Source organism: Pseudomonas sp. TE12234, from assembly GCF_054061835.1.
On sequence record NZ_JBSSEP010000001.1, the window covers coordinates 26809 to 51002 of the forward strand.

The following is a 24194-nucleotide window of genomic DNA, read 5'->3' on the forward strand; positions in this document are numbered from 1 at the left end:
AACGTGTCGAAGGTGAGTGGCAATCATGACTCAGGGACGGACGATATTTGCATAAGCTTTGGCAAGCGCCAGCAACTTGGCCCTGTCATCATTATCGATATCGCCATCACCATCCACATCTTTGGCGTTGCCAATACTGAAGGATTGACCGCCATCATTAGAGGACGCAATGAAAATGGTGGAATCAATCAACTTTTCGGTGAGCGCTCCCTCTTCATCCTGCGTAGGTTCCTTCAGAGAAAACTGCATGGAAACCAGCACTTCATTCGGATCGACTACGGTAGGGCCAAGTTTCTGAAGAAAAATTCCACGACGATTGAAATACGACATGATTAAATCCTTTTAAGTGACATTCATAATTATGCTTTGCTGCGAGAAAAATAATAACGACACCTATTACATGCAAACCAGATTACACATGTATCTATTATTTACCCCGCTCCGTTTTAAATAATGAAAAACAGGAAAATGCCGAACGGCACTGGTCGTCCGCGGCACAGGGATGTACTGTATAAACATACAGCAACCAGGACCCGCCCATGCAATCGCCATTGCCCCCACGTGGCCGCGGCACCGCGACCAACCCGCACAACCGATTTGCGCCCAATCGTTCGGTGGCCGAGGACGACGGCTGGTATCAGGAAGTACCAGTCACACAAGGCACCGAGGTGCGCATCGAGACGGCGAAAACCATCATCACCCGCAACAATTCGCCGGATCTGCCTTTTGATCGTTCGATCAATCCTTACCGCGGTTGCGAGCACGGTTGCATTTATTGCTATGCACGACCGAGCCACGCCTATTGGGACATGTCCCCGGGGCTGGATTTCGAAACGCGCCTGATTGCCAAGACCAACGCCGCTCAGGTGCTGGAGGAACAACTCTCCAAGCGCGGCTATCAATGCGCGCCCATCAACCTAGGCTCCAACACCGATCCGTATCAGCCGATCGAGCGCGAACACAAGATCACCCGCCAAACCCTGGAAGTGCTGCTGCGTTATCGCCACCCGGTGACCATCATTACAAAAGGCTCGTTGATCCTTCGCGATCTGGACCTGCTGGCCGAACTCGCCCGGCAAAGGCTGGTGGCGGTGATGATCAGCCTGACCACCCTGGATGACGAACTCAAACGCATCCTTGAACCCCGAGCGGCGGCGCCCAAGGCCAGGCTAAGGGCGATCAGGGTCATGCGCGAGGCGGGAATTCCGGTGGGAGTGCTGTGCTCTCCGATGATTCCCATGATCAATGACAGCGAACTCGAAAGCCTGTTGACCGAGGCTCATGCAGCCGGAGCACAGAGTGCGGCTTACATGATGCTGCGTTTGCCGCTGGAAGTGGCACCGCTGTTCGAGGAGTGGCTGGACGCCCATTACCCGCAGCGGGCGGCCCATGTCCTGAGTCTGATTCGCCAGAGCCGTGGCGGTGAGTTGTATGACAGTCGTTTTGGCGCCCGGATGCGCGGCGAAGGTCCCTTTGCCGACCTGTTGGCACAGCGCTTTGCCAAAACCATCCGGCGCCTGGGGCTTGATCAACGGGAAGGTTTCAACCTGGACTGTGAAGCCTTTTGTCCACCAGGTCGCCAAATGTCATTGATTTAAGGACAAATAACCTATGGTTGAGTACTGGGAAAGGCGCGCAGGCATTAGGCTGGTCACGTTTTTTGTGACCTGGAACACACGTTCTAGAGCGCTTGATTCAGTTTGAGTTAAGAATGGGCAGCTACCTTGTTCATCGAGTGACTGATGGGTCGAGATTTTTTGACCTGGATGTTTTTTAACAGCCACTGGCTTCATACCGGACAAAAAGGGAAATTCCCTGATTCCGCAAAAGAGGATGAATCATGAGTGACAAGGATAAACAGCCGTTGGCTGCGTCGGCGTCTGCCCAACCGGAGGCGGAAACCGCCGATGCGGCGCTGCAGCATATCGTTGACGGCTTTTTGCATTTTCATCATGAGATCTTTCCGCAACAGGAAGAACTCTTCAAAAAACTCGCTACCGCCCAACGGCCGCGAGCCATGTTCATCGCCTGTGCGGATTCGCGCATCATTCCTGAATTAATCACCCAAAGCGCCCCCGGCGATCTGTTCGTTACCCGCAACGTCGGCAACGTCGTACCGCCTTACGGGCAAATGAACGGTGGTGTCTCTACGGCTATTGAGTACGCCGTGCTGGCTCTTGGCGTGCATCACATCATTATCTGCGGGCACTCCGACTGTGGCGCGATGCGTGCGGTGCTCAATCCGCAGAGCCTGGAAAAAATGCCGACGGTCAAAGCCTGGCTGCGACATGCCGAAGTGGCGAAAACCATGGTTCAGGACAACTGTAACTGCGCCAATGAAAGCGAAAGCATGCACATCCTCACCGAGGAAAATGTGATCGCCCAACTGCAGCATTTGCGCACGCACCCGTCAGTGGCTTCGCGCATGGCCAATGGTCAGTTGTTCATCCACGGTTGGGTTTACAACATCGAAACCAGCGAAATCAAAGCCTACGACGCAGATCAAGGTTGTTTCCTGCCCCTCAATGGCAGCCTGCCGATTCCTGTGGCGACGCCCAAAGCGCGCTTCTAAATACTCCTAAATCCCCGCGTGGTTTAGCCGAGGCTGCCAATCAGGCAGTCTGGCTTTGCCATGCCTGAAGAAAACTTCGGGAGAATCAACATGCGTGCTGCACAACTCAAAGCTGTTCTGCCACGTGAGCTGCTGGCTTCGGTGGTAGTGTTTCTGGTCGCCCTGCCCTTGTGCATGGGTATTGCCATCGCGTCAGGACTCCCACCAGCCAAAGGCCTGATCACCGGGATCATCGGTGGTTTGGTGGTGGGCTGGTTGGCCGGTTCACCCTTGCAAGTCAGCGGCCCCGCGGCAGGCTTGGCGGTGCTGGTGTTCGAACTGGTGCGCCAGCACGGTATGGCCATGCTCGGGCCAATCCTGTTGTTGGCGGGATTTCTGCAATTGGTGGCTGGTCGATTGAAGCTCGGCTGCTGGTTTAGGGTGACGGCGCCCGCCGTCGTCTATGGCATGCTCGCCGGGATCGGGGTGTTGATTATCCTGTCACAGCTGCATGTGATGCTCGATGCCGCGCCCAAGCCTTCAGGGCTGGATAATCTGGCGGCATTCCCGGCTGCCGTAGCCCAGGCCTTGCCTTCCTTTGGCTGGCAGGCCGGTTTGCTTGGCATAGGGACAATCGTTGTGATGTGGCTATGGGAACGGCTGCGCCCGCAGTCCCTGCGCTTCATTCCCGGCGCGTTGCTTGGGGTAAGTCTTGCAACGGTCGCCAGCCTGGTGATGGCCTTGCAGGTCAAACGCGTGGAAGTCCCGGCCAACCTGGCTGAAGCCATTGATTGGTTGCGGCCGACCGACCTGCTCAACCTGGCTGATCCCACCCTGCTCATAGCCGCTTTTGCCGTGGCCTTTATCGCCAGTGCCGAAACCTTGCTGTCCGCCGCCGCAGTGGACCGTATGCACAGTGGCCAGCGTTCGGACTTTGATCGTGAACTGTCCGCACAAGGTGTCGGCAACATGCTCTGCGGCCTGCTTGGCGCGCTGCCAATGACCGGCGTGATCGTTCGCAGCTCGGCCAATGTGCAGGCCGGTGCCACCACGCGTTACTCGACGATTTTCCACGGAATGTGGTTGTTGGCATTCGTGATGCTGCTGTCGAATATGCAGCAAAGCATTCCCGTGGCCAGCCTGGCCGGCGTGCTGGTTTACACGGGTTTCAAACTGGTCGATCTCAAAGCGTTTCGCAGCCTGGGGCGTTATGGTCGCATGCCAATGTTCACTTATGCTGCGACGGCGCTGTCGATCGTTTTCACCGACCTGCTGACCGGCGTGCTGATCGGCTTCGGCTTGACCCTGGCCAAACTGGCCTGGAAAGCCTCACGCCTGAAGGTCAGCCTGATCGACCTGCCCAAAGAGGGTGAAATGGAGTTGCGGCTGGTGGGGGCGGCCACGTTTCTCAAAGTGCCGGCGCTGACCCGTGTACTGGCAAGCATTCCTGCCGGCGCAACGGTGCACGTGCCGCTCAATCACCTGAGCTACATCGATCATGCGTGTCTGGAGTTGTTGGAGGAGTGGGGTCGGGCGAATGCGGCGAAGGGTTCGAAATTGTTGATCGAGGCCTGGGGATTGAAGCGCCGGTTGGAAGGACGGGTGCGGACCAATAGCGGTATAGGTGCATCTGGCTGAATACCCCTGTAGGAGCGAGCTCGCGATGGGCAAAAGAACACCGCGGGGTGTCAGGATACCCGCGTAATCGTTGTCGACCATCGCGAGCAGGCTCCTACAGTGGATGGAGGTGGATCAGGCCTCCAGCTCCAGGCCCACGCCCAGGCGGCGGGACATGCATGGCCAGCGCTTCCACGCGACGCCGGTGTCCGGGCTGCTGAGCGTCTCGCGGTAGGCCTCTACCGACTCCAGCGCAAAACTTTCCTCGTGGAGCATCTCGTCGATGGCGTGATGCACTGCCTCGTCCAGTTGGTTGGCGAATTCCTCACCGATCAATTGGTGGGCAATCAGGTTGGCGACAGTCATGTCCAGGGGGATCAGTGGCTGGCCAAAATGCTTGATGTACAGGTCGTTGACCTCTTCGACAAACCGATGTGCCAGGTAGGCCTCGTCCAGCAGGCTGTCGAGCCCGACGTGCCCGGCCATGATCGCTGGAGGCTGGAGGAAGTACTGTTCGGCAATGGTGAGCACCGGTTTGATCTGCGATTCGATACCCGCTTCCCTGGCAACTTCATTGGCTGCATCCAGCAGCTCAGGCACTTCGTCGATGTAGGCGGCGACAAAACGTGTCAGTACGCCTTTGGCGTCCGCGTCGGGCAATTGGATCGATGGGTGCAGGTGAGGCAGCTTGCTTTCCAGCTGACGAGTCAGCAGGCCGGTTTCGGCTTCGTGTTGTTGGGCTTTTTGGATCTGCTCGCGCAATGCGGCGGTGTTCATGAAAACTCCAGGAAACAAGGCAATGAAATAGGGAAGACATAACTTAGCTGGCTGACGAAAAATGCTAAGACGCATTTGTCATAATTATTTCATCCTTGAGACGCCCGCGTTATATCGATTTGCCACCACTCGTCTGCATCCTTCTCCATTCGTGACCTGCAACGCAAGTTAATGCTGTTTCAGATCATTTACGCCTTCGCATTGCGAGGTGAGAGTCGCTGTCTATACTCGGACTTGAATGGAGTTAGCTGATGACGCCCGACTGCAAATGCAGCAAGGCTCGGCGATTCAAGTTCGTAGTCTGATGCAGCCGCTCCCTTGCCGCAGGTGAAAGCCGGCGGGATAACAAGAACGATAAGGGGAACCCGCAATGATGCGACATCCACATGTCTGGATGGGCCTCCTGTTGTGGTCGATTTTCAGCCAGGCGCAAGCCGCCTGGACTGTGAATATGGCGCCTGGAGCGACTGAAATCAGTCACGCTGTATTTGACCTGCACATGACCATTTTCTGGATCTGTGTGGTGATCGGCATCATCGTCTTTGGCGCCATGTTCTGGTCGATGATTCTGCATCGCCGCTCGACCGGGCAGGTGGCCGCAAAATTTCATGAAAGCACCACCGTCGAAATCCTCTGGACCATCGTGCCCTTCATCATTCTGGTGGCCATGGCAGTTCCCGCGACGGCAACCCTGATCAAGATGTACGACCCCAGTGAGCCGGATATCGATATCCAGATCACCGGTTACCAGTGGAAGTGGCATTACAAATACCTGGGCCAGGACGTCGAGTTTTTCAGCAACCTGGCCACCCCCGCCGATCAGATCCACAATAAGGAAGCCAAGGGCGAGCATTACTTGCTCGAGGTCGACAAGCCGCTGGTGCTGCCGACCGGCGCCAAGGTGCGCTTCCTGGTGACATCCGCCGACGTGATCCACTCCTGGTGGGTGCCGGCCTTCGCGGTCAAGCGCGATGCGATCCCGGGGTTCGTCAACGAAGCCTGGACCCGCATCGATAAACCCGGCATCTACCGTGGCCAGTGCGCCGAGCTGTGCGGCAAGGATCACGGCTTCATGCCGATCGTGGTCGAGGTCAAGGAAAAGGCCGATTACGACAAGTGGCTGGCCGATCGCAAAGCCGAAGCCGCTCAGCTCAAAGAACTGACCAGCAAGGAATGGACCCTCGACGAGCTCAAGGATCGTGGCGACAAGATCTATCACACCACCTGCGTGGCCTGTCACCAGGCCGAAGGCCAGGGCTTGCCACCGATGTTCCCGGCGCTCAAGGGCTCGCCGATTGCCACAGGACCCAAGGCAGACCACCTGCACCGCGTGTTCTTCGGTAAACCTGGCACCGCCATGGCGGCGTTCGGCAAGCAGCTGTCGGAAGTCGATATCGCGGCGGTCGTGACCTACGAACGTAACGCCTGGGGCAATAACAAAGGCGACATGGTCACTCCTAAAGAAGTGCTGGAGCTGAAACAGGCGGAAAGCAAATGACCCGGTCTATTGCGCACGTAAGGAACCGGTCGGGGCAACGCGCCCCGGCCCGCCCCGCCCATCTGTTGACAGGAGACAGGCCATGAGCGCCGTTATCGATGACCACGGTCATGCCGACCACGCCCACGGCCCCGCCAAAGGCCTGATGCGCTGGGTACTGACCACCAACCACAAGGACATCGGCACGCTGTACCTGTGGTTTGCATTCACCATGTTCCTGTTGGGCGGTTCGTTCGCGATGGTGATTCGCGCCGAATTGTTCCAGCCGGGCCTGCAAATCGTCGAACCGGCATTCTTCAACCAGATGACCACCATGCACGGTCTGGTGATGGTGTTCGGTGCGGTGATGCCGGCGTTCGTCGGACTCGCCAACTGGATGATCCCGCTGATGATCGGCGCGCCGGACATGGCCCTGCCACGGATGAACAACTTCAGCTTCTGGTTGCTGCCGGCGGCGTTCATCCTGCTGGTCTCGACCCTGTTCACTCCGGGTGGCGGACCGAACTTCGGTTGGACCTTCTACGCCCCACTGTCGACGACCTATGCACCGGAAAGCGTGACCTTCTTCATCTTCGCCATCCACTTGATGGGTATCAGTTCGATCATGGGCGCGATCAACGTGATCGCCACCATCCTCAACCTGCGCGCCCCCGGCATGACGTTGATGAAAATGCCGCTGTTCGTCTGGACCTGGCTGATCACCGCGTTTCTGCTGATCGCGGTCATGCCGGTACTGGCCGGGTGCGTGACGATGATGCTGATGGACATCCACTTCGGCACCAGCTTCTTCAGCGCCGCCGGTGGTGGTGATCCAGTGCTGTTCCAGCATGTGTTCTGGTTCTTCGGTCACCCCGAGGTGTACATCATGATTCTGCCGGCCTTCGGTGCCGTCAGCTCGATCATCCCGACCTTCTCGCGCAAACCGCTGTTCGGCTATACCTCGATGGTCTACGCCACGGCGAGCATCGCGTTCCTGTCGTTCATCGTCTGGGCGCACCACATGTTCGTGGTCGGCATTCCGCTGGTGGGCGAACTGTTCTTCATGTACGCCACGCTGCTGATCGCGGTACCGACGGGCGTGAAGGTGTTCAACTGGGTCAGCACCATGTGGCAGGGCTCGCTGACCTTCGAGACCCCCATGCTGTTTGCCGTGGCGTTCGTGATCCTGTTCACCATCGGCGGTTTCTCCGGGTTGATGCTGGCCATTGCCCCGGCAGACTTCCAGTACCAGGACACCTACTTCGTGGTCGCGCATTTCCACTATGTGCTGGTGCCAGGGGCGATCTTCGGGATCTTCGCCTCGGCCTACTACTGGTTGCCGAAATGGACCGGCCACATGTACGACGAAACCCTCGGCAAGCTGCATTTCTGGCTGTCATTCATCGGCATGAACACGGCCTTCTTCCCGATGCACTTCGTGGGGCTGGCGGGCATGCCTCGGCGGATTCCGGATTACAACCTGCAATTCGCCGACTTCAACATGGTGTCGTCGATCGGTGCGTTCATGTTCGGCGCCACACAGATCTTCTTCCTGTTCATCGTGATCAAGACCATTCGCGGCGGCCCGCCAGCACCGGCCAAACCGTGGGATGGGGCCGAAGGCCTGGAGTGGAGCATCCCGTCACCGGCGCCGTATCACACCTTCACCACGCCACCGGAAGTGAAATGAACACCTGTCCTTCTGTGGCAGCGAGCTTGTGTGGCGAGGGAGCTTGCTCCCGCTGGGTCGCGAAGCGGCCCCAAAAGCCTGGTGTCTGCTTCGCAGCCAAGCGGGAGCAAGCTCCCTCGCCACAAGGCCGCGTTCCGACGGGGTTATGCGTTGAGGTCGTAAACCATGGCTGACTCGATTTCGATGAAGAAACTGGTCACCCGCCTGTTATTGGTGGTGGTAGCGATGTTTGTCTTCGGTTTTGCCCTGGTGCCCATCTACGACGTGATGTGCAAGGCGTTCGGCATCAATGGCAAGACCGCCGGGCAGTATGAGGGCGAGCAAACGGTCGACACCTCGCGACAGGTACGTGTGCAGTTTCTGTCGATGAACAACGCCGACATGCCGTGGGAGTTCTATCCAAAGGGCGATGATCTGGTGGCCTATCCGGGGGCGGTGAACGAGATGATCTTCATCGCGCGTAACCCCACTGACCGCCCGATGAGCGCCCAGGCCGTCCCGAGCATCGCGCCCAGCACCGCGGCGGCGTATTTCCACAAGACCGAATGTTTTTGCTTTACCCAGCAAGTGCTGCAGCCCGGTCAACGGATCGAGATGCCGGTACGTTTCATCGTTGACCGTGATATGCCCAAGGATGTGAAGCACCTGACGCTGTCCTACACGCTGTTCGATATCACCGCCCGACATCCACCGGTAGTCGTTGCACACACTGGCGGTTGAGCGTGCCCGATAAGGAGAACAATAAATGGCAACTCATGAACATTATTACGTTCCCGCCCAGAGCAAGTGGCCGATCATTGCCACGCTCGGCATGCTCACCACCGTGTTCGGCCTGGGCACCTGGTTCAACGACCTGAAAGCCGCGCGGCCGGAATCCCATGGCCCGCTGATCTTTTTCGTCGGCGGCCTGCTGTTGGCCTACATGCTGTTCGGCTGGTTCGGCACGGTGATCAAGGAAAGTCGCGGCGGACTGTACAGCCCGCAGATGGATCGCTCGTTCCGCTGGGGCATGAGCTGGTTTATTTTCTCGGAAGTGATGTTCTTCATCGCTTTTTTTGGCGCGCTGTTTTACGTGCGTCACGTCTCCGGCCCGGCTTTGGGCGGGGAAGGCACCAAGGGCATCGCCCATATGCTCTGGCCGAACTTCCAGTTCACCTGGCCGCTGCTGCACAACCCGGATTCCAAACTCTTCCCGCCGCCCAAGGAAGTCATCAGTCCCTGGGGCCTGCCGCTGCTCAATACCGTGTTGCTGGTGAGCTCCAGCGTGACCGTGACCATCGCCCACCACGCCTTGAAAAAAGGCCATCGCGGCGCGCTGAAACTCTGGCTGGCGATCACCGTGCTGCTCGGCTGCGCGTTCCTGACCTTCCAGGCCGAAGAGTACATGCACGCCTACCACGAACTGGGCCTGACCCTGGGTTCGGGCATCTATGGCGCGACGTTCTTCATGCTCACAGGCTTCCACGGTGCCCACGTGACCATCGGCACCATCATCCTGTTCGTGATGCTGATGCGGATCATGCGCGGGCACTTCGATGCCGATCACCAGTTCGGCTTCGAGGCGGCGAGTTGGTATTGGCACTTCGTGGACGTGGTGTGGATCGGGCTGTTCGTTTTCGTCTACGTGCTCTAGGCCTTACCACGGCGCATGCGACACCAACTGGCCGCTGAAAAAACCCCAGGCGATCAAGCCGACGGTAATGGCGGCCAGTGCGACACGGACACTCAAGGCAATGACGAGGCGGTTTGAGCTGCTGTCGTCCTTGACCAGAAAAAACAGGCCGCTGAACAGGCTGACAACCGTGGCAATCAGCATCAGGACGATGGCTGCTTTGAGCATGGGTAAGACTCCGGGGGGACAAGCGATGCACTTGAGTATAGCTATCGCGATGACCGACTTTTTGGCGACGCCATGAAGCGCTTCCGGCCGGGCATCTTGCCGACGCTGGTGGTGGCGCTGTTGTTGCCGCTGTTGGTGTCCCTGGGCTTCTGGCAACTGAGCCGGGGCGCCGAGAAAAGCGCGCTGCTGCAAAGCTACACCGAGCGCCGGGCCGCCGAGCCGATGGCCAGCACCGAGCTGCAACATACCGCAGACACGGCCTTTCGCCGGGTACGTCTGCACGGCCGGTTCGATGCCGCCCACAGTCTGCTGCTGGATAACCGGCAGCGCGACGGCAAGGTCGGGATCGAGTTGCTGCAACCGTTTCAGGATCAGGCAACAGGGCTCTGGCTGCTGGTCAATCGCGGCTGGCTGCCATGGCCGGACCGACGCACACCCCCACAATTCACCACCCCTGCCGATGCCTTGAGCCTCGACGCCTGGGTGTATATCTCTCCCGGCGCAACCTTCCAGCTCCATGCCGACCCCGACTCAACGACCTGGCCTCAACTGGTGACGGCAGTTAACCCGACAAAACTCTGGTCAACCCTCGGCCGCGAAGGCTTTGCCTACGAATTACGTGAGGAAAGCGGCCCCGCGTCCTACCGGGCCGACTGGCCCGTCGTCGCCATGGGCCCGGAAAAACACATCGCTTATGCCGTGCAGTGGTTCGCCATGGCGATTGCCCTGTTCGGCCTTTATCTCTACCTCGGCTGGCAAAACGCAAAGGAGAAACACCATGGGAGCGGCCATGAATCCACCCAGCATGTCTGAGTCGAAAACGCCGGCGAGTCGGCGCAAGGGTCGCTTGCAGTTGCTGTTGATCCTGCTCGGGGTGATCGGTCCGATGATCCTCGCCACCGGCATGTACAAACTGCAGTTCTGGGTGCCGGAGGGCCGCAGTTATCACGGCGAACTGATCGGCAACGGCCAGACCCGTGCCGACATTGGCGTGCAGGCGCAAGAGGACCGCTGGCAGATGCTGGTCACCGCGCCCAAGGATTGCGCGGTGGACTGCCAGCAACTGGTGTATCTGGCGCGGCAAATCCAGATTGGCCTCGGTCGCGACGCCTCTCGCGCCAGCCACGCACTCGCTACGGCCCAACCCTTGACGTCCGAGTACGACGCCAAGCTGACCCGGGAATATCCACAGCTGCAACGCTATCCGCTGGACTTGAGCACCTTCAGCAAGGCCACAGGCGACAAGGCTGCTCCGCAACTGTGGATCATCGATCCACACGGCAATCTGGTGTTGCGCTACGACCCGTCGGTCAAGGGCAAGGACTTGCTCAACGACCTGCGCCAACTGCTGAAACTGTCGAACATCGGATAAGGGCATCGTCATGGCCAAACCTGGATTTCGCCTCGCGCTGTTTGCCACCTTGCTGGCACTGATTGTGGTGTTGCTCGGCGCCTATACCCGCTTGACCCACGCCGGCCTCGGCTGCCCGGACTGGCCCGGCTGCTACGGTTTTATCAGCGTGCCGAAAAGCGAAGCCCAACTGGCCCATGCCGAATTGCATTTCCCTGATGCGCCAGTAGAGGCCCACAAGGGCTGGAACGAGATGATCCATCGCTACTTTGCCGGCACCCTCGGCATGCTTATTTCGGTGCTGGCCGCACGCGCCTGGATCAATCGCCGGCATCCGGGACAACCGCTGAAGCTGCCGTTGTTCCTGCTGGCGGTGGTGTTCGGCCAAGCGGCATTCGGCATGTGGACGGTGACGCTCAAGCTCTGGCCGCAGGTGGTCACCGGACATTTGCTGGGCGGCTTTGCCACGCTGAGCCTGTTGTTTCTACTGACCTTGCGCCTGTCCGGCGTGCTGCCGGCGCTGACGGTGCCACGGCGCTTGCAGCACTGGGCGACGGCCGGGTTGCTGCTGGTGATCCTGCAAATCGCCCTCGGCGGCTGGGTCAGTTCCAACTACGCCGCCGTGGCCTGCATCGACTTCCCGACCTGCCACGGTCAATGGCTACCCCCCGCCGACTTCGCCAACGGCTTTCACCTGACCCAACATATCGGCCCGAATTACCTCGGCGGGCAACTGGACAGCGATGCCCGCACCGCGATTCACCTGACTCACCGCATCGGCGCATTGCTGGTGACACTCGTGCTATTGGGTCTGGCGTGGCAACTGAAGGCGGTCGGCATGACACGCCTGGCCGGCCTGGTACTGACTGCCCTCGCCGCACAAATCAGCCTCGGTATCAGCAACGTGCTGTTTCATCTGCCGCTGCCAGTGGCCGTCGCGCACAACGCCGGGGGTGCTGCGCTGCTGCTGACGATGGTGTTGGTCAATTATCACGCCCGAACCAGCCTGGTTCGGGTCAAGCAGCCGACTCGCTGGCGCTTCAGTCCGCGTAAACAAACAGCCGGGCCCATAACAATAAAAGGAGAGATGCCATGGCGATTCTGATCGGCGAACGTCCCAGTCAGGCGATTTGGCGTGACTACCTGGAGCTGACCAAACCGAAAGTGGTGGTGCTGATGCTCATCACCTCGCTGGTGGGGATGTTCCTCGCGACCCGCGCCGGCGTGCCGTGGACCGTATTGCTGTTCGGCAATCTGGGGATCGCCTTGTGCGCGGGCGGTGCGGCTGCGGTCAACCATGTGGTGGACCGGCGCATCGACGCGGTGATGGCCCGCACGCATAAACGACCTCTGGCCGAAGGCCGGGTTTCACCGGCCGCCGCGCTGACCTTTGCCCTGGTGCTGGCGGTGCTCGGCCAGGCCTTGCTGCTGGCCTTCACCAATCCGCTGACGGCCTGGCTGACCCTCGCCTCCTTGCTGGGCTATGCCGTGGTGTACACCGGTTTCCTCAAGCGCGCGACGCCGCAGAACATCGTCATTGGCGGACTGGCCGGCGCCGCTCCGCCCTTGCTCGGCTGGACTGCCGCCACAGGTCACGTCAGTGCCGAACCACTATTGCTGGTCCTGATCATCTTCGCCTGGACCCCGCCACACTTCTGGGCCCTGGCCATTCACCGCAAAGAGGAATACGCCAAGGCCGATATTCCGATGCTGCCGGTGACCCACGGCGAGCATTACACCAAGGTGCATATCCTGCTTTACACCGGCGCGCTGCTGGCCGTCAGCCTGATGCCGTACGTGATTCACATGAGTGGCCTGCTCTACCTGATTTGCGCCATCGGCCTGGGCGCCAGATTTCTGCAATGGTCGGTGGTGCTGTACCGTGGCACTCGGCCGCACGCGGCGATCAACACCTTCAAGTACTCTATTTACTACTTGTTCCTGCTGTTCATCGCCCTGCTCGTTGATCACTACTTATTGTTGAACCTATGACTCGAACCCAGAAAACCGTCTTCATCCTCGTCGCCCTGATCGCACTGGTCCTGGGCCTGACCATCAATAAAGTGCTGTCGGGCAAAGGCCAGGGCGACCCGACGGCGCTGATCGATGCGGGGATCATCCTGCTGCCTCAAAGCCGCAGCCTGCCGAGCGTGACGATGACTAACCAGGACGGTCAACCGGTCACGATCAACGAGTTGAAAGGCAAATGGAGCCTGCTGTTCTTTGGCTATACCTTCTGCCCGGACATCTGCCCGACCACCCTCGCCCAATTGCGCCAGATCAAAAGCGAACTGCCACCCGAGGCGGTGGCCAAGTTGCAAATCATACTGGTCAGCGTCGACCCGAATCGCGACACGCCCAAGCAGCTCAAGCAATACCTGGGCTACTTCGATCCACAGTTCATCGGCCTGACCCCGGCATCGATCGAAGAACTGCAAAAAGTTGCCAATGCGGTGAGCATTCCGTTCATTCCGGCGGACACCAGCAAGCCCAACTACACCGTCGACCACAGCGGCAACCTGGCGGTGATCGGGCCGGACGGGACACAGCGCGGTTTTATCCGGGCGCCGTTGAACAATGCGAAGCTGGTGGCGCAGTTGCCGGTGATGTTGAACCGCAAATAACCACCACAAGCCGGCTCTACAGGGTCGGTATTTCTGGCACAAAAAAGGGGACGCATCTGGCGTCCCCTTTTTTGTACTTTCAGCCAATCAGAACGCTGGCACCACCGCACCTTTGTACTTCTCGAGAATGAATGCTTTCACTTCCGGGCTGTGCAGTGCAGCAACCAGTTTCTTCATCGCATCGCTGTCCTTGTCGTCCGGGCGGGCAACGAGGATGTTCACGTATGGCGAGTCGCTGCCTTCGATGACCAGCGCATCCTTGGAGGGGTCGAGCTTGGCCTCCAGCGCGTAGTTGGTGTTGATCAGGGCCAGGTCGACCTGGGTCAGCACGCGCGGGATGGTCGCGGCCTCCAGTTCACGGAATTTCAGGTCCTTGGTGTTCTCGGTGATGTCCTTGACGGTCGACAGGATGTTGTTCGAATCCTTCAACTTGATCAGGCCCGCCTTCGCCAGCAACAGCAAGGCGCGGCCGCCGTTGGTGGCGTCATTCGGGATCACCACGTTCGCGCCGCCTGGCAGCTCTTCCAGTTTCTTGTACTTGCTGGAGTAAGCGCCCAGCGGCTCGAGGTGCACACCGGCTACCGAAACCAGGTTAGTGCCCTTGGCCTTGTTGAATTCATCGAGGTACGGCTGGTGCTGGAAGAAGTTGGCATCCAGGCGTTTTTCCGCGACCTGCACGTTCGGCTGGATGTAGTCGGTGAAGACTTTGACCTTAAGGTCCACGCCTTCTTTGGCCAGGGTCGGTTTAACGAATTCGAGGATTTCCGCGTGGGGAACCGGGGTTGCCGCGACCGTCAGGGTCTCGGCAGCGTGAGCGGAAAAGGCTGCAACGGCAGCGAATGCGACCAGTAGTTTTTTCATTCAGCTAACTCCTTGTGAGTACTCGCTTGCGACGCCTGAACCAGCGCCTGCCAGCAAATGGCCGGCTCATTGATCATTTACGAGAAAAGTGGACAACCAGCTTGTCGCCGACGGTCTGCAGTACCTGAACCAGTACCAGCAGCAAGATCACGGTGACTATCATCACGTCAGTCTGAAAACGCTGGTAACCGAAACGAATCGCCAGGTCACCCAGCCCGCCCGCGCCGACCACACCCGCCATCGCCGTGTAGGACACCAGTGTAATGGCTGTCACCGTAATCGCCGCGAAGATGCCCGGACGGGCTTCAGGCAGCAACGCATTGGTGATGATCTGCCGCGTCGTCGCACCCATGGACTGGGTCGCTTCGATGATGCCGCGATCGACTTCACGCAACGCGGTTTCCACCAGACGGGCAAAGAACGGCGTGGCGCCCACCACCAGTGGCGGAATCGCACCGGCGACACCGAGGGACGTTCCGGTGATCAACACGGTGAACGGAATCATCACGATCAGCAAAATGATGAACGGCAGCGAACGCAGGATGTTCACCACCAGCGACAACATCGCGTAGATGCCTTTGGCTTCCAGCAACTGACGCGGACTGCAGAGGAACAGCAACACACCCAGTGGCAGACCCAGCAGCACGGTGAACAACAGCGAACCACCGAGCATCAGCAAGGTGTCGCCCGTGGCCAGCCAGATTTCGAACCAGTCGATATTGGCGAAGAAACTTGTCAGGGCTTCCATTAACGCAGCACCTCCATGTGAACGTCGGCAGCGGTGAAGCGGGCGAAGGCCGCTTCCATGTCACCACCGGTCACAGCCAGGGTCAGTTGCCCGTAAGGAATGTCTTTGATGCGATCGATACGACCGGCCAGGATGCTGTAGTCCACGCCCGTTTCGCGAGCAACGGTACCCAGCAGTGGCGCGTAGGTCGCTTCGCCCTGGAACGTCAGACGCACGATGCGGCCCGGCACATGAGCGAAGTCGTCACGCTGTTCGCTTTCGTCGATTTGTTCATCTTCTTGCACGAAACGCTTGGTGGTCGGGTGCTTCGGGTGCAGGAACACCTCGGCCACGGAGCCTTGCTCGACGATCACACCAGCGTCCATCACCGCCACCTGGTCGCAGACACGACGGATCACATCCATCTCGTGGGTAATCAGCACGATGGTCAGCTTCAGCTCACGATTGATCTCGGCCAGCAATTGCAGGACCGAGGCCGTGGTCTGTGGGTCCAGGGCGCTGGTGGCTTCGTCGCACAGCAGGATTTTCGGCTTGGTCGCCAAGGCGCGGGCAATGCCGACACGCTGCTTTTGACCACCAGACAATTGCGCCGGGTATTTTTTGGCGTGGTCGGACAAACCGACCCGGGCCAGCAATTCGGCCACACGTTGATCGATGTCAGCACGCGACAGTTCACCGGCCAGGGTCAGTGGCAGCGCGACGTTGTCGGCAACGGTCTTGGAGGCCAGCAGATTGAAGTGCTGGAAAATCATCCCGACTTGCTGGCGGAAACGGCGCAAACCATTGGCATCGAGCGCAGTAACTTCTTCGCCGTCAACGATGATCTTGCCGCCGCTGGAGTTTTCCAGGCGATTGATCAGGCGCAACAGGGTACTTTTTCCCGCACCGGAATGGCCGATCAGGCCAAAGACCTGACCGTTCTCAATCGTCAGACTGGTCGGATGCAGGGCGGGAATTTCCTTACCGGCGACGCGGTAGGTTTTATGGACGTTTTGGAACTCGATCACGTAGCGAACCTTGTGGGGCGCGTTAGAAAAGGATCAGCGGTTAGCCGGGCGCGCATTTTAGCCTGTCCGTATAGAGGTTCTTAGCATTTATTTCGCATTCGACCAGTCATTTGGCAATAACGCGATCGAAGGTCAGATAAAAGGAACGGCTAAAAACGTCATCAGTCATTACTTAGGCCACTCGAAAACAGCCCGAGGAGATATGCCTGATGAGTACCAAGAAGCCTGCCGCCAACAAGAGCGCACTGGCCGGGACCGATACCCTGGACCGCAGCAATACCAACGCCAAACTCGATAGCCTGGAAAAATTCCGCTCCGACGCCACCGGCCAGGCCTTGCGCACCAATCAGGGCGTGAAGGTGGCGGACAATCAGAACAGCCTGAAGGCCGGGGCTCGCGGACCTTCGCTGCTAGAAGATTTCATCATGCGTGAAAAAATCACGCACTTTGACCATGAACGGATTCCCGAGCGCATCGTTCACGCTCGGGGCACGGGTGCCCATGGCTACTTTCAGTCCTACGAGAACCATAGCGTGCTGACCAAGGCGGGTTTCCTGCAGGACCCAAGCCAAAAAACCCCGGTATTCGTGCGTTTTTCCACCGTGCAAGGCCCTCGTGGCTCAGGCGACACGGTGCGGGACGTACGAGGCTTCGCGGTGAAGTTTTTCACCGACGAAGGCAACTTCGATCTGGTGGGCAACAACATGCCGGTGTTTTTCATTCAGGACGCCATCAAGTTTCCTGACTTCGTGCATGCAGTGAAGCCTGAACCGCATAACGAGATTCCCACCGGCGGTTCGGCCCACGATACGTTCTGGGACTTTGTCTCGTTGCAGCCGGAATCGGCACACATGGTGATCTGGGCCATGTCCGACCGGGCGATCCCGAAAAGCCTGCGCAGCATGCAGGGTTTCGGTGTGCACACCTTCCGCCTGATCAATGCCGAAGGAAAATCACGCTTCGTCAAATTCCACTGGCGCCCTACGGCCGGGACTTGTTCGCTGGTGTGGGATGAAGCGCAGAAACTGGCGGGCAAAGACACCGACTACCATCGTCGCGACCTCTGGGAATCCATCGAGATGGGGGATTACCCGGAATGGGAGCTCGGTGTACAGGTCATCGAGGAAGAAAACGAACATGCCTTCGATTTCGACATTCTCGACCCCACCAAGCTGATTCCGGAAGAACTGGTGCCCATCACACCACAGGGCAAAATGGTGCTCAACCGCAACCCGGACAACTTCTTTGCCGAAACCGAACAGGTTGCTTTCTGTCCGGGCCACATTGTGCCGGGCATCGATTTCTCCAACGATCCGCTGCTGCAAGGCCGTCTGTTTTCCTACACCGATACCCAGATCAGCCGACTCGGCGGACCGAATTTTCACGAGATCCCTATCAACCGTCCGGTCTCTGCGTTCCACAACGGCCAGCGGGATGCGTTACACCGCACGACGATTGATAAGGGCCGCGCATCCTACGAACCAAACTCAATCGATGGCGGCTGGCCGAAAGAAACACCACCTGCCGCGCGGGACGGTGGCTTCGAGACATATGCCGAACGCATCGATGCCAACAAGATTCGTCAGCGCAGCGAGTCGTTCAGCGACCATTTCTCTCAGGCACGGCTGTTTTTCCACAGCATGAGCAAGCATGAGCAGGAGCACATCATCTCGGCGTACAGCTTCGAGCTGGGCAAGGTTGAACGGGAGTTCATCCGCGCACGGCAAGTGAACGAAATCCTCGCCAACATCGACCTGGATCTGGCCAAGCGTGTGGCGCAGAACCTCGGCTTGCCGGCACCCAAGGCCGGAACGGTCGATGTGCCGAACATTTCTCTGGAGCGTTCGCCGGCCCTGAGCCAGGCCAATCTGCTACCGGGCAATATCAAGACGCGAAAAGTCGCCATCCTTGCAGCCAACGGTGTCGATGGCGCAGCGATTGATGCCATGAAGAAAGCGCTGGAAGCCGAAGGCGCGCACGCCAAACTGCTTGGCCCGACTTCCGCCCCCGTGACGACCGCCGATGGCAAGACATTAACGGTGGATGCGTCCATGGAAGGCTTGCCTTCAGTGGCATTCGACGCCGTGTTCGTGCCCGGAGGCGCCGCATCGATCAAGGCCTTGAGCACGGACGGCGTCGCCCTGCATTACCTGCTCGAAGCCTACAAACACTTGAAAGCGATCGCGCTGCATGGCGAGGCGAAGCAATTGCTGGATGTGATGAAACTGGAGGCGGATGCGGGGTTGATCGTCGGTGCGGATGCCAAGCTGATCAAGCCGTTTTTTGCGGCCATCGGGCAGCATCGGGTGTGGGACAGGGAGCCGAAGGCCAAGGCTGTTCCGGCCTGAAATTTTTTAGCGATTGAAAGGCCGCCATCGCGAGCAAGCTCGCACAGTTGATTTGCAGTGAACACAAATCGAACGTGGGAGCGAGCCTGCTCGCGATGCTTTTAAGGTTTTTTGCGAGGGCTGAGCACCATCTGCGCCGGAACACTGCGCAGGATCTGTCGCTCAAGCTTCAGGTCAAACTCCGGATCGAGCTTCTTCACACGCTTGCTCAGTAAATTAGCCAACCACGGATAATCTTCAGTGCGCGGAGCCTGAATGCTCACATCGCACTGAAAATTCACCACATCGGCGGCGATCGCGTCCAGTTGTCGGCGCAATTTGCCCATATCGTTGATATTCAGCGCAACCGTGGTGCTTTCAGCCGTCGGGTCGATAACCTTGGCTTTTGGCTGGGCTTCGGCCGCCTTGAGAGCTGCTTCAGCCTTTTCCAGCTCAGCCTTGCGCGCTTGGGCGATGGCGCCATTGACCCCACCGGTCAGCGCCGGCGCCTTGGGCATCAGCGCGCGGGCGCGACTCAGGGCGGTGGCTGCGGCGTTGACATCGCCTTTTTGCAGCACGATCTGACTGCGCATCAAGTAGGCTTCTGCCAGTTGACGCTGGTATTGCTCAAGGGATTGATCGTTGGGCGATTCGGCTTGCAAGGCAGCCAGTTGATCTTCCGCCGTGGCCAGTTCGCTGCTGGCCAGACTTTGCTCAAGCTGTGCAATGGCCGCGGCCCGCGCATCGGGGGCTTCGGTGGCCGCCGGTGGCGTGCTTTGGCAAGCGCCCAGCAGCACAGAAAATGCGACAAGGAGCAGATAACGGGAGGCGAACGACTTCATTCCTGCGACTCTCTATTTGCGCAAAAAACGAGCAAGTCTACACCCCTCGACGGGGCAGAACAAAACTCAGCAGAAACAGCGCGGCGGCTGCCACCACAATTGACGGGCCGGCCGGTGTGTCCTTGAACCAGGACAACGCCAATCCGCCACACACGGCGAGTATGCCCAGCAGGCTCGCACCCAGTGCCATCTGCTCCGGTGAGCGGGCGTGACGTTGTGCCGCAGCCGCCGGGATGATCAGCAACGAAGTGATCAGCAACACACCAACGATTTTCATCGCCACGGCAATCACCACAGCGATCAACAGCATCAGCGCCATGCGCAATCCGGCTACGGGCAAGCCCTCGACCCTGGCCAACTCTTCGTGCACGGTAATGGCCAGCAACGGTCGCCACAAGGCAACCAGCAGCGCCAGAACAGCCGCGCTACCACCCAAAATCCAGGCCAGATCGGTCGGGCTGATCGCCAGCAGGTCGCCGAACAGATACGCCATCAGGTCGATCCGCACTTCGTGCATGAAGCTTAGTACCACCAGGCCCAGAGAGAGCGTGCTGGGTGCGAGAATTCCCAAAAGCGTGTCAGACGCCAGCGGCTGACGCTGTTGCAAGGTCACCAACAATACCGCCAACAACAAGCAACCCACGGTCACTGCAACGGTCGGGCTGACATCCAGCAAAAAGCCCAACGCCACGCCCAGCAATGCCGCATGAGATAGGGTGTCGCCAAAATAAGCCATGCGTCGCCAGACCACGAAGGAACCCAGAGGTCCCGCAACCACCGCCAGGGCCAGACCTGCAAGCAGGGCGTAGAGCAGAAAATCAGCCATGCTTGCAGCTATCTCCATGGACATGGGTATGGCCCGATCCGGGCGCCTTGACCACCGAGCCATGCAGATCGTGGGCGTGGTCGTGATGGTGGTGATAAATCGCCAGGCTTTGTGCGTTTTTTCCGAACAGCTCGACGAACGCCGGATCGCCGCTGACCTGCTCAGGGTGACCGGAGCAACAAACATGGCGATTGAGGCAAACCACCTGGTCGGTGGTGCTCATCACCAGATGCAGGTCGTGCGACACCATCAACACACCGCAACCGTGACGGTCACGCAGACGGGTAATCAAACTGTAGAGTTCGGCCTGACCGGCCACATCGACACCTTGCACCGGTTCGTCGAGCACCAGCAGTTCCGGTTCGCGCAACAAGGCCCGGGCCAACAGGACACGCTGCATTTCACCACCGGAAACACTTTGCACCGGACTGTCGATCACCTGTTCGGCACCGACTTCCTTAAGTGCCGCCAGGGCCATCGCACGGTCCACACCCGGCACCAGACGCAAGAAGCGCAGGACCGAGAGCGGCAGCGTCGGATCAACGTGAAGTTTTTGCGGCATGTAGCCGATGCGCAGCTTCGGTTTGCGCCAGACGCTGCCGCTGTCGGGTTTCAACAGACCGAGCACGGCGCGCACCAACGTCGTCTTGCCCGCGCCATTGGGGCCGATCAAAGTGACGATCTGCCCCGGTTCGACGCTCAACTCGATGTTATCCAGCACACTTTGCCCGGCGAACGTGACGGCAACCTGCTCGAGGCGGATCAGCGCTTTGCTCATCAAGCCCCCTGACAACCAGAGCAGAGACCAATCACTTCGACGGTCTGGCCTTCGACGACGAACCCGACCTCTTGGGCGCTGGCGATGATCGCGTCGCTGATGGATTTCTGTTCGAGCTCAATGGCCGCGTGACAATCACGGCAAATCAGAAACTGGCCCTGATGCGCGTGCTCCGGATGATTGCAGCCGATGAAGGCGTTGAGCGAAGAGATTCGGTGAACCAGGCCGTTGTCCAATAGAAAATCCAGCGCGCGATACACGGTCGGCGGTGCGGCGCGGCGGCCGTCCTGCTCGCTCAGCACGGCGAGAATGTCATACGCGCCCAACGGTTTGTGGCTTTGCCACACCAGCTCAAGCACCCGTCGGCGCAAGGCAGTCAAGCGCAGGCCCTGGCGCGCGCACAGCGCATCGGCCTCGGACAAAGCGCTGTGAACGCAATGAGAGTGGTCGTGGGGACGGCTGGCAATCGGTGTTTTAGACATGAGCGGCGACGCGTATGGTAAGAGACGTTATTATGTTACCCGTTCTCGCCTCTTCGAGTGGTCATCGTGTCCCGACTTTTTTCTTTTTTTGTCGCATTTGTCGCCAGTTTTCTGCTGGTCGGTTCGGCCCACGCCGAAGTCAAAGTCCTCACCAGCATCAAACCGCTGCAATTGATTGCCGCTGCGGTGCAGGACGGCGTGGCGATTCCGGAAGTGCTGTTGCCGCCGGGCGCCTCACCGCATAACTATGCCTTGCGCCCTTCCGACGTACGGAAAGTGCAATCGGTGGACTTGCTGTACTGGATCGGTCCGGACATGGAAGGTTTCCTGCCCCGCGTGCTCAATGGCCGGACGTTGCCGAGCGTCGCCGTGCAGGATCTGTCGGGCATGAAATTGCGCCGTTTCGCCGAAGATAGCCACTCCCACGCCGAAGAAGCCGACGAGCATGACCACGATCATCGCCCGGGTAGCCTGGACGCGCATTTGTGGCTGTCGCCGATCAACGCCCGCGTCATCGCGACGAAAATGGCGGCTGACCTCAGCGCAGCCGATCCCGACAACGCCGCGCGCTATCAAAGCAATCTCAAGGCGTTCGATGAACGTCTCGATGCGCTGGATCTGCGCCTGAAGAAACGGCTGGCAGGCATTGAAGGCAAACCTTACTTCGTGTTCCACGAAGCCTTCGATTACTTCGAGGACGCCTACGGGCTCAAGCACACCGGCGTTTTCAGTGTTGCAGCTGAGGTGCAACCTGGCGCCCAGCATGTCGCGGCGATGCGCGCGCGGCTGCAGGAAGTGGGCAAGACCTGTGTATTCAGCGAGCCGCCACTGCGTCCGCGCCTGGCGGAAACCCTGGTAGCCGGCTTGCCGGTGAAACTGGCGGAACTGGATGCGCTGGGCGGGTACACGCCAGCGACGGCCCAGGGGTACGAGCAGGTATTGGAAAAGTTGGGCAATGATCTGGCAGGGTGCCTGGAGTCGCTTTAACCGACTCAAAACCTATGGTGAGGGGGCATGCCCCCTCACCACAACTTAGAGCGCGAAAGGCAACGGCGTATTGACCTTCTGCCGCTGCGCCAGCCGCAGCTGAAACTCCATCGGATCATGAATCAACACGTCCTGCCCGGCGAACGACTCCGCAGCGATCAGGCGTGACAGCCAGAACCGTACGCACGCCACCCGCAGCATGGTCGGCCATAGCTCGGCTTCGGCAGCAGTGAATGGCCGCAGGGCCGCATAAGCCCCCAACAAGGCCCGGGCGCGAGGCCCATCGATCAACCCCTCTTCGTCCGAACACCAGTCATTCAAGGCAATCGCCACATCGTAGAGCATCGGCCCCGAGCAGGCGTTGTAGAAGTCGATCAACCCGGTCAGGTGCGTCCCTTCGAACATCGCGTTGTCGCGGAACAGATCGGCGTGGATGTTGGCTCGTGGCAGCGCCAGAATTTTCTCTTTTTGCTGAGCGATTTCTTCCAGCGCCCGTTGCAGCAGATCTTTCTGCCCGGCATCGAGGTGCGACAGAAACTGAGTGCCCTCTTCCAGCATCCAGTCGAGGCCGCGATCGGTTTTTCGCTTGATCATGTTGGCTTGGGTCGCCAGGTGCAGATGGCCGAGCAACTCGCCGACTTGCGCGCAATGTTGCGCGTTGGCTTCCTTGATGTGCTTGCCGGCCAGGCGCGGCTGCAACAGCGCTGGCTTGCCGGCCAGTTCGCGCAAGGCAACGCCATCGGTGGTGCGCAAGGCGTAAGGCACCGGCAGATCGGCTTCGTGCAGCACGTCGAGCAGTTCGATGAAGAACGGCATCTCCTGAACCGGACCACGCTCGACCAGGGTCAGGACGAATTCACCCTGCTCCAGGCTGATGAAGAAATTGGTGTTTTCGCTACCGGCGGCAATCCCCTGGAAATCAAGCAGGCGGCCGAGGCCATAAGGGGCGAGAAAAGCTTCCAGCTCGGGCCGAGCCAGGGGAGTGAACACAGACATGTTTGAACTGCCAGTACGGGCGCCGCCAGTGAGCCAGCGCCGATTGAAATTAAGAAACTATTTCCACTCAAAGATCTTCCACGCCGGTATCAGCATATCCGGCTGATCCGAGCGGATGTAGTTTGCATCGGTGCCGTCGGCGCGTACAAGAAAGTACGGTTTACCCACCTTCGGCGTGACCTTGATCGCGTACAGGAAACCGTTTTGGCGGTACTCCTGAATAATTTTGTCCCCTTCCGTGTGGATCGTGACTTGCGGTTCCGATGTCGGTGCATCATCCGCCGCCATGGCGGCTAACGGTGCAATTGCAAACAAGCCAGCCAGCAACAGGCGATTTAGTGTGCACATGATAACCTTGTCCCTTTGTCGTCAACGGTCCCGCTATTCTAGCGCCTGACCCGCCGAAAAGGTTG

The 24194-nt window shown here is 59.1% G+C and carries 26 protein-coding genes; 14 read left to right on the forward strand and 12 right to left on the reverse strand.

Features of this window, described 5'->3' with window-relative positions; all coding sequences use genetic code 11:
* Window positions 1–30: 30 nt before the first annotated feature.
* Window positions 31–330, reverse strand: a complete 300-nt coding sequence (locus tag ACVWYU_RS00160; protein ID WP_390957962.1) for a hypothetical protein — start codon at window positions 328–330, stop codon at window positions 31–33.
* A gap of 209 nt (window positions 331–539) precedes the next feature.
* Between ACVWYU_RS00160 and ACVWYU_RS00165 the strand changes: the two genes are divergently transcribed.
* The 3 genes from ACVWYU_RS00165 (at window position 540) to ACVWYU_RS00175 (ending at window position 4189) form a co-directional block, all read left to right on the forward strand.
* A complete protein-coding gene (locus ACVWYU_RS00165) occupies window positions 540–1598 on the forward strand; it encodes a PA0069 family radical SAM protein (protein WP_457371620.1) in 1059 nt (352 codons plus the stop codon).
* Window positions 1599–1840: 242 nt separating this feature from the next.
* Window positions 1841–2572: a carbonic anhydrase gene (locus ACVWYU_RS00170; RefSeq protein ID WP_457371621.1), complete on the forward strand. Its 732-nt coding sequence runs from the start codon at window positions 1841–1843 to the stop codon at window positions 2570–2572.
* 90 nt (window positions 2573–2662) lie between these two features.
* Complete coding sequence (locus ACVWYU_RS00175; RefSeq protein WP_457371622.1) at window positions 2663–4189, forward strand: SulP family inorganic anion transporter; 1527 nt, start codon at window positions 2663–2665, stop codon at window positions 4187–4189.
* Window positions 4190–4303: 114 nt separating this feature from the next.
* On the opposite strand, the gene ACVWYU_RS00180 is transcribed toward ACVWYU_RS00175, so the two are convergent.
* Window positions 4304–4945: a hypothetical protein gene (locus ACVWYU_RS00180; RefSeq protein ID WP_457371623.1), complete on the reverse strand. Its 642-nt coding sequence runs from the start codon at window positions 4943–4945 to the stop codon at window positions 4304–4306.
* A 370-nt stretch (window positions 4946–5315) separates the two neighbouring features.
* On the opposite strand from ACVWYU_RS00180, the gene coxB reads away from it, so the two are divergent.
* The 4 genes from coxB (at window position 5316) to ACVWYU_RS00200 (ending at window position 9745) form a co-directional block, all read left to right on the forward strand.
* Window positions 5316–6443, forward strand: a complete 1128-nt coding sequence (gene coxB / locus ACVWYU_RS00185; RefSeq protein ID WP_247255164.1) for a cytochrome c oxidase subunit II — start codon at window positions 5316–5318, stop codon at window positions 6441–6443.
* Window positions 6444–6525: 82 nt separating this feature from the next.
* The gene (gene ctaD, locus ACVWYU_RS00190; protein WP_247255165.1) at window positions 6526–8112 is read left to right on the forward strand and encodes a cytochrome c oxidase subunit I; all 1587 of its coding nucleotides are present in this window, start codon (window positions 6526–6528) and stop codon (window positions 8110–8112) included.
* Window positions 8113–8277: 165 nt separating this feature from the next.
* On the forward strand, window positions 8278–8832 hold the full coding sequence (locus ACVWYU_RS00195) for a cytochrome c oxidase assembly protein (protein ID WP_247255166.1): 555 nt from the start codon (window positions 8278–8280) through the stop codon (window positions 8830–8832).
* A 25-nt stretch (window positions 8833–8857) separates the two neighbouring features.
* Entirely contained in the window at window positions 8858–9745 is an 888-nt protein-coding gene (locus tag ACVWYU_RS00200) for a cytochrome c oxidase subunit 3 (protein WP_390957951.1), read from the forward strand.
* Window positions 9746–9748: 3 nt separating this feature from the next.
* Here ACVWYU_RS00200 and ACVWYU_RS00205 read toward each other — a convergent pair whose 3' ends face one another.
* Entirely contained in the window at window positions 9749–9952 is a 204-nt protein-coding gene (locus tag ACVWYU_RS00205; RefSeq protein WP_008064738.1) for a twin transmembrane helix small protein, read from the reverse strand.
* Window positions 9953–10024: 72 nt separating this feature from the next.
* Here ACVWYU_RS00205 and ACVWYU_RS00210 point away from each other — a divergent pair, with 72 nt between their 5' ends.
* From ACVWYU_RS00210 to ACVWYU_RS00230, 5 genes are read left to right on the forward strand one after another with little or no spacing between them, the layout of a single operon-like run.
* Window positions 10025–10765 (forward strand): SURF1 family protein, encoded by a 741-nt coding sequence (locus ACVWYU_RS00210; RefSeq protein ID WP_457371624.1) that lies wholly within the window; start codon window positions 10025–10027, stop codon window positions 10763–10765.
* Complete coding sequence (locus ACVWYU_RS00215; protein WP_457371625.1) at window positions 10731–11324, forward strand: hypothetical protein; 594 nt, start codon at window positions 10731–10733, stop codon at window positions 11322–11324. The genes ACVWYU_RS00210 and ACVWYU_RS00215 overlap by 35 nt, the downstream gene beginning before the upstream one ends.
* A gap of 10 nt (window positions 11325–11334) precedes the next feature.
* Window positions 11335–12408 carry a COX15/CtaA family protein gene (locus tag ACVWYU_RS00220; RefSeq protein ID WP_247255170.1) on the forward strand — a complete coding sequence of 358 codons (1074 nt, stop codon included), beginning with the start codon at window positions 11335–11337 and terminating at the stop codon, window positions 12406–12408.
* Entirely contained in the window at window positions 12396–13295 is a 900-nt protein-coding gene (gene cyoE / locus ACVWYU_RS00225; RefSeq protein ID WP_090327128.1) for a heme o synthase, read from the forward strand. Before ACVWYU_RS00220 ends, cyoE begins: the two co-directional genes overlap by 13 nt.
* The gene (locus tag ACVWYU_RS00230) at window positions 13292–13927 is read left to right on the forward strand and encodes an SCO family protein (RefSeq protein WP_390957944.1); all 636 of its coding nucleotides are present in this window, start codon (window positions 13292–13294) and stop codon (window positions 13925–13927) included. Before cyoE ends, ACVWYU_RS00230 begins: the two co-directional genes overlap by 4 nt.
* 87 nt (window positions 13928–14014) lie before the next feature.
* On the opposite strand, the gene ACVWYU_RS00235 is transcribed toward ACVWYU_RS00230, so the two are convergent.
* From ACVWYU_RS00235 to ACVWYU_RS00245, 3 genes are all read right to left on the reverse strand, one after another.
* Window positions 14015–14788 (reverse strand): MetQ/NlpA family ABC transporter substrate-binding protein, encoded by a 774-nt coding sequence (locus ACVWYU_RS00235; RefSeq protein WP_090327123.1) that lies wholly within the window; start codon window positions 14786–14788, stop codon window positions 14015–14017.
* 73 nt (window positions 14789–14861) lie between these two features.
* Window positions 14862–15536, reverse strand: coding sequence for a methionine ABC transporter permease (locus ACVWYU_RS00240; protein ID WP_090327120.1), 675 nt, complete (start codon window positions 15534–15536; stop codon window positions 14862–14864).
* Window positions 15536–16543: a methionine ABC transporter ATP-binding protein gene (locus ACVWYU_RS00245; protein WP_090327117.1), complete on the reverse strand. Its 1008-nt coding sequence runs from the start codon at window positions 16541–16543 to the stop codon at window positions 15536–15538. Before ACVWYU_RS00245 ends, ACVWYU_RS00240 begins: the two co-directional genes overlap by 1 nt.
* Window positions 16544–16752: 209 nt before the next feature.
* Between ACVWYU_RS00245 and katE the strand changes: the two genes are divergently transcribed.
* Window positions 16753–18891, forward strand: a complete 2139-nt coding sequence (gene katE / locus ACVWYU_RS00250; RefSeq protein ID WP_457371626.1) for a catalase HPII — start codon at window positions 16753–16755, stop codon at window positions 18889–18891.
* A 101-nt stretch (window positions 18892–18992) separates the two neighbouring features.
* Here the strand turns inward: katE and ACVWYU_RS00255 are convergent, their stop codons facing one another.
* The 4 genes from ACVWYU_RS00255 to zur are packed head-to-tail and all read right to left on the reverse strand — an operon-like array spanning window position 18993 to window position 21798.
* Window positions 18993–19712 carry a PA5502 family lipoprotein gene (locus ACVWYU_RS00255; protein ID WP_248914629.1) on the reverse strand — a complete coding sequence of 240 codons (720 nt, stop codon included), beginning with the start codon at window positions 19710–19712 and terminating at the stop codon, window positions 18993–18995.
* 37 nt (window positions 19713–19749) lie between these two features.
* Window positions 19750–20538, reverse strand: a complete 789-nt coding sequence (gene znuB / locus ACVWYU_RS00260) for a zinc ABC transporter permease subunit ZnuB (protein WP_090327107.1) — start codon at window positions 20536–20538, stop codon at window positions 19750–19752.
* Entirely contained in the window at window positions 20531–21316 is a 786-nt protein-coding gene (znuC, locus tag ACVWYU_RS00265) for a zinc ABC transporter ATP-binding protein ZnuC (RefSeq protein ID WP_457371627.1), read from the reverse strand. The genes znuB and znuC overlap by 8 nt, the downstream gene beginning before the upstream one ends.
* Complete coding sequence (gene zur, locus ACVWYU_RS00270) at window positions 21316–21798, reverse strand: zinc uptake transcriptional repressor Zur (protein WP_090327101.1); 483 nt, start codon at window positions 21796–21798, stop codon at window positions 21316–21318. The genes znuC and zur overlap by 1 nt, the downstream gene beginning before the upstream one ends.
* A gap of 66 nt (window positions 21799–21864) precedes the next feature.
* On the opposite strand from zur, the gene ACVWYU_RS00275 reads away from it, so the two are divergent.
* The gene (locus ACVWYU_RS00275; RefSeq protein WP_457371628.1) at window positions 21865–22785 is read left to right on the forward strand and encodes a zinc ABC transporter substrate-binding protein; all 921 of its coding nucleotides are present in this window, start codon (window positions 21865–21867) and stop codon (window positions 22783–22785) included.
* Between the two features lie 45 nt (window positions 22786–22830).
* Here ACVWYU_RS00275 and ACVWYU_RS00280 read toward each other — a convergent pair whose 3' ends face one another.
* Both ACVWYU_RS00280 and ACVWYU_RS00285 read right to left on the reverse strand, forming a co-directional pair.
* Window positions 22831–23781: a homoserine kinase gene (locus ACVWYU_RS00280; protein WP_457371629.1), complete on the reverse strand. Its 951-nt coding sequence runs from the start codon at window positions 23779–23781 to the stop codon at window positions 22831–22833.
* Window positions 23782–23838: 57 nt separating this feature from the next.
* Window positions 23839–24129: a DUF2782 domain-containing protein gene (locus ACVWYU_RS00285; protein ID WP_457371630.1), complete on the reverse strand. Its 291-nt coding sequence runs from the start codon at window positions 24127–24129 to the stop codon at window positions 23839–23841.
* Between the last annotated feature and the right edge of the window lie 65 nt (window positions 24130–24194).